Annotated in this window: 4 protein-coding genes; all 4 read right to left on the bottom strand. The window is 37.3% G+C overall.

The genetic code is table 11. From position 1 onward, the window contains the following. Positions 1–100: 100 nt before the first annotated feature. Positions 101–1087 (bottom strand): ring-cleaving dioxygenase, encoded by a 987-nt coding sequence (locus tag RT405_RS09410; RefSeq protein WP_313469278.1) that lies wholly within the window; start codon positions 1085–1087, stop codon positions 101–103. Position 1088: 1 nt separating this feature from the next. Then, the gene (locus tag RT405_RS09405) at positions 1089–1991 is read right to left on the bottom strand and encodes a VOC family protein (RefSeq protein WP_313469277.1); all 903 of its coding nucleotides are present in this window, start codon (positions 1989–1991) and stop codon (positions 1089–1091) included. Positions 1992–2186: 195 nt separating this feature from the next. Continuing rightward, a complete protein-coding gene (locus tag RT405_RS09400; protein ID WP_313469276.1) occupies positions 2187–3221 on the bottom strand; it encodes a lactonase family protein in 1035 nt (344 codons plus the stop codon). A gap of 120 nt (positions 3222–3341) precedes the next feature. Beyond that, on the bottom strand, positions 3342–4503 hold a 1162-nt coding region (locus RT405_RS09395; RefSeq protein ID WP_313469274.1), incomplete at its 5' end, for a CDP-glycerol glycerophosphotransferase family protein.

Raw genomic sequence — 4503 nt, 5'->3', positions numbered from 1 at the left:
GGACGCGGAATGACGCTACCGCTGATAAACTTATATTGTTGTTTTTTAGTAAGCTCGTCTGCTGTAAAATGAATCAAATGAGTAGCTTCCTTTCAATGAATTAGAGGTATTCTTTTTCAAATTTTTTATTGCTGCGGACAGTATCAATTGGCCGAACAAGTCTTTCAATTTCTGCTCGTTTGTTCCGGAAAGCAGGAGGCAGTGCTAATGTTTCTCCTAATGTTTCGTAATCTTCTTCATCATCAATAAAACCAGGACCATCTGTTGCGAATTCAAATAAAATACCAGGTGCAATTCGGGCATAAAGCGATTCAAAATAAAAACGATCTACATAACCGGAAGTTGGAAAACGAAATTGAGCCATTCGATCGATCCATTTATCTAGGGCAGCGCGATTTTCAACACGGAAGGCCATATGATGGACACTGCCATAACCTTGTTGAGCTTGCGAAAGATCTTCATTGTGTTCTACGATCAATTGCGCGCCATTTCCGCCAGACCCTACTTCAAATAAATGAAAGGCATCTTCTTGAGCAATTTCTTTAAAATGTAAAACTTTTTCTAACACTTCTTTCAAAAAGTCAAAATTCTCAATCCGAACAAAAATAGGTCCTAATCCTGTAATCGCAAACTCATCTGGAACAGGCCCTTTATGCCAAGGAATTCCCGCCCCGACTCCTTTATTATTTTCATCAGAAATCAATTGGTATTGCTGTTCATCAAAATCTTCAAAAGGTAAGATTTTTTTTCCGAATTGTTCTTTAATCCCATGATGGGCAACGCCATATTTGTCAAAGCGCTTTACCCAGTACTCTAAAGCAACATCATTTGGGACACGTAAAGATGTTTTAGAAATATCATTTGTTCCCTTTGTTCCTTGAGGGATTCCAGGGAAATCAAAAAAAGTCATATCTGTTCCGGCACTTCCCTTATCATCTGCAAAAAAGAGATGATAAGTCTGAATGTCATCTTGATTGACGGTTTTTTTTACTAATCGTAAACTTAAAACAGTAGTGAAAAAATCATAAATTTTTTCCGCACTACTAGTAATAGCAGTCACATGATGTATTCCTTTTATTTCGTCCACTTTAAAATTCCTCCAAATTCGCTTCAATTTCTGATCGTTTTGTTTCTAAAAAAGGCGGCAATGAAAAATGTTCTCCTAATTCATCTAAGGGTTCGTCTAATGTAAAGCCAGGTTTATTGGTCGCAATTTCAATACGTAAGCCATTTGGTTCTAGTAAATAAAGACTTTGGAAATATCCGCGATCTGCATATAATTCAATAGTCAGTTGGTGCTGTTTTGCTGTTTCCTGTAATTGATTAAGTTCGGCAATGGAATCGACAGAATAGGCAATATGATCAATTGAACCGCGTCCCATTCTGGAAACAGCTGTTTGTTTGCTAGCTTTGACCGTAGTAAAACTAGAGTCTTTTTTTATAGCTAATTGTCCAATCGCATGCGAAGGAGACAGGCCTAAATAGTTAGTTAAGAAAGAAACTGTTTCATCGGGCTGCTCAACACGCAAAGATATTTCGCTTATTCCGATTATTTGCTTGTTTACTGGAATATCTGAATGATTGGTTGCATTTTCAAGCGCAATGGATTCATCGACCTCCATTAAAGAAAGAGAAAGAGAATCATTATCTTTAAAATCCAGCACTTGTTTACAGCTATTATAATCTGAAGGGGTAGCATAATCAGTTAAACGAGTTTCCCAATAAGGTAAACTGCCTCGTGGCACTTTTAACGTCACCTTTGAAAAGTAATTATTATTTTTTGCAGCCTGTCCTACTTTTTTTAATTCAAAAAAAGTCAATAATGTGCCAGGATTTCCTTGATAATCTCCATAAAAGAGATGCCGTATTTGTGTGTTTTGTTGGTTGACAGTATTCTTTACAAGACGCAAGCCTAAAATCTCTGTGTAGAAATAATGGTTATCAGCTGCTGATTTTGTAAAAGCTGAAATATGATGGATTCCTTCAACCATAATTTGACCTCCCTTATGATTAGAGTAATAATTTGTTTGATTTCTGAACGGTGCTGCTAGTAAAACAAGTATAGCATACAATACTTTTACTTACAATAAGTAAGTGTTGGTGGGTTAGAGCAAAGGGTTTCGCTGCTTAAGCAAAACAACACAAAAAGAATGAGCCTGCTTTTTGTGTTGTGTATAAGAGTCAGGTTATTTGAAGTAGACACAGACGCATTCAGGCGCATAAACGTCTTTTTGAACCAGCGTTAATTTTCCTGATGCAGTGTCTCGTTCAAATAAAGTTAAGTTATCAGAATCTTGGTGAGCTGCTACAATGAATTTACCAGAAGGATCGATAGCAAAGTCACGCGGAATTTTCCCTTCAGAAGGAACGATGTCGATTAGCTCTAGTGTTTGGTCATCACTTGAGACTGAAAAGACAGCAATTGAGTCATGTCCGCGATTCGAAGCATAAACAAAGCGACCATCATCAGAGATACGGATCGCCGCACCGCCATTGAAACTTGTATGTTCTGCGGGAATAGTAGAAATGGTTTGAAGGTGAGTGAAAGTTCCCGTTTCAGGTTCATAACCCAATACTAAAACTTCGCTGCTTAATTCCCCAAAAAGATAAGCTGTTGTTCCATTTGGATGAAACACTAAATGACGCGGGCCTGTGCCAGGTGCAGCATTGTAACGACTAACTTCAGTTAGTTTGCCCGTTTCATCGACTGAATAGGTATAAACAGCATCTGTTCCTAGATCACAAGCTACAACAAAGCGGTTATCAGGTGTCAGATCCATATAATGAGCATGTGCGCTTTGTTGATTTTCATGTACACTTGAGCCGGTATGTTTAACTGTATCCAATAAAGCTAAATGTCCTTCTGCGTCAGTCTTTAAAACAGCTACTTCACCTTTGTGGTAATTTGCAGTGTAAACAAAAGAACGTTCTTTATCAAAGCTTACATAACAAGGAGGAGCTCCTTCAGCCGAAACCGCATCCACTTTGGTGATGTCATTTTTCACGTTTTTCTTAAATGAAACGAGTGCACCTGCCCCATTCTCTTTAGAGATTGTATATAAAACTGTTTGGTCATCAGATAACGCGAGATAAGTTGGACTGTCAGCTTCCACAACAAAAGACAAATCTGCTAATTCTTTTTTTTCAGTATCTAATTGAATTTGATAGACACCTTTACTTTCACGTTTAGTATAGGTTCCTAAAAGTATGTTTTCTTTCATTCCGTATTCCTCCTATGATTTCGTATTCATTTCTTTTTTAGTATAGCATAGTTTAAAAAACAATAAAAAAAAAGCGAGTAGAAAACAGCGTTGTTTTTTCTCACTTTTTTTCGGTTGAATTTAGTTTTTTGTAAAACGGGAAGGCAATAGATGTTGAACAGCTTCATAAATCCGCTCATTCGAATGAGTATCTCGATACTCTAATAAAGCGTCTGCTTTCTGGCGGTTTTTACGAGACATCTCAAAGCCCTCTTGACCTAATTTAGTTAAATGGTAAATGAAACTGTCTTCGTCACTTGCGATTTCACCGGGTAATTCATTAAAATAAATCTCTCGTAGTGAAATTTGATTTTCTGAATCAGGGCCTTTAACTTCTGGTTGATAAAAACAAACTGGTTTAGTTAAAAAACTGAAATCAAAAGCATGTGGATCAGTATCTGTTATAAATACTTTGCTTTCCTTGAGCAACTGTAAAATGTTTGCTTGTTCCTGTAAAAACACAGAACAGCCGCAATCAGCAAAACGACTAAAATAGCGGACCATAGAATGGGGTAGAGCAACCGTAACGGATAGGTCATATTCAGCTAAGAGTTGTTTAAAGTCTGGGTTCTTTACTAACGATAAGAAACGTTTTGCTGTCCGGTCAATGGCTTCTGTTTGATAATGTAGCCCCGTTTCTTGATCAGCAGGGAAAATTAAAATTTCTGGTTTTGTTACGTCCTTTTCATCTAGAGCCAGCAGCGTATCAAAACGTGCCAAACCGGTAAGGGCAACTTGCTGTTCAGGATAGCCTAATGTTTCAATAGCGTAACGTTTTTCAATTTTTGAGCTGACCAAAAATAAATCAGTTTTAAATTGATCTGAAGCAAAGCCAAGGGATTGCTTGACCGGTTGTAAGCCTAAAACGTTACTTTGTAATAAAACGCGTTTAGCACCAATAATATCGATCCATAGTGGATTACGTGTAGGATAAATATGGTAAGGAGCTTCAGAAGTTAAAATAACTTGAGCCATTAACAATGTCCGAATATATTGTTTGGATTTAAACGGCAAAATGTGTTCTTTATCGAAAGCCACTGCTTTTTCATAATCTGGAGAAGCCGGATCTAATACATAATACACTGTTAGCTCTGGATGATTTTTCCGTAGGTATTGAAAGAAATACCAGCCATTGTTACGAGCTTCTAATGGTTTTTCACCAATGATCCAGATGTTTCGTTCGGTTTGGAAAGGTTTGACTAGACGCGAAAAAGGTTGGATTTCTTTGTAATACTCGTAAACG

Origin of the sequence: Carnobacterium sp., assembly GCF_032094055.1 — a bacterium.
In the GTDB taxonomy this organism is placed as follows: domain Bacteria; phylum Bacillota; class Bacilli; order Lactobacillales; family Carnobacteriaceae; genus Carnobacterium_A.
Note: the sequence above shows the minus strand (reverse complement) of the source record. Positions and strands in the feature narration are given on the sequence as shown.

What these genes read in the sequence shown, in the direction of transcription:
- RT405_RS09405 (WP_313469277.1), bottom strand. Translation starts at nt 1,991, where the DNA reads ATGGTTGAAGGAATCCATCATATTTCAGCTTTTACAAAATCAGCAGCT.
- RT405_RS09400 (WP_313469276.1), bottom strand. Translation starts at nt 3,221, where the DNA reads ATGAAAGAAAACATACTTTTAGGAACCTATACTAAACGTGAAAGTAAA.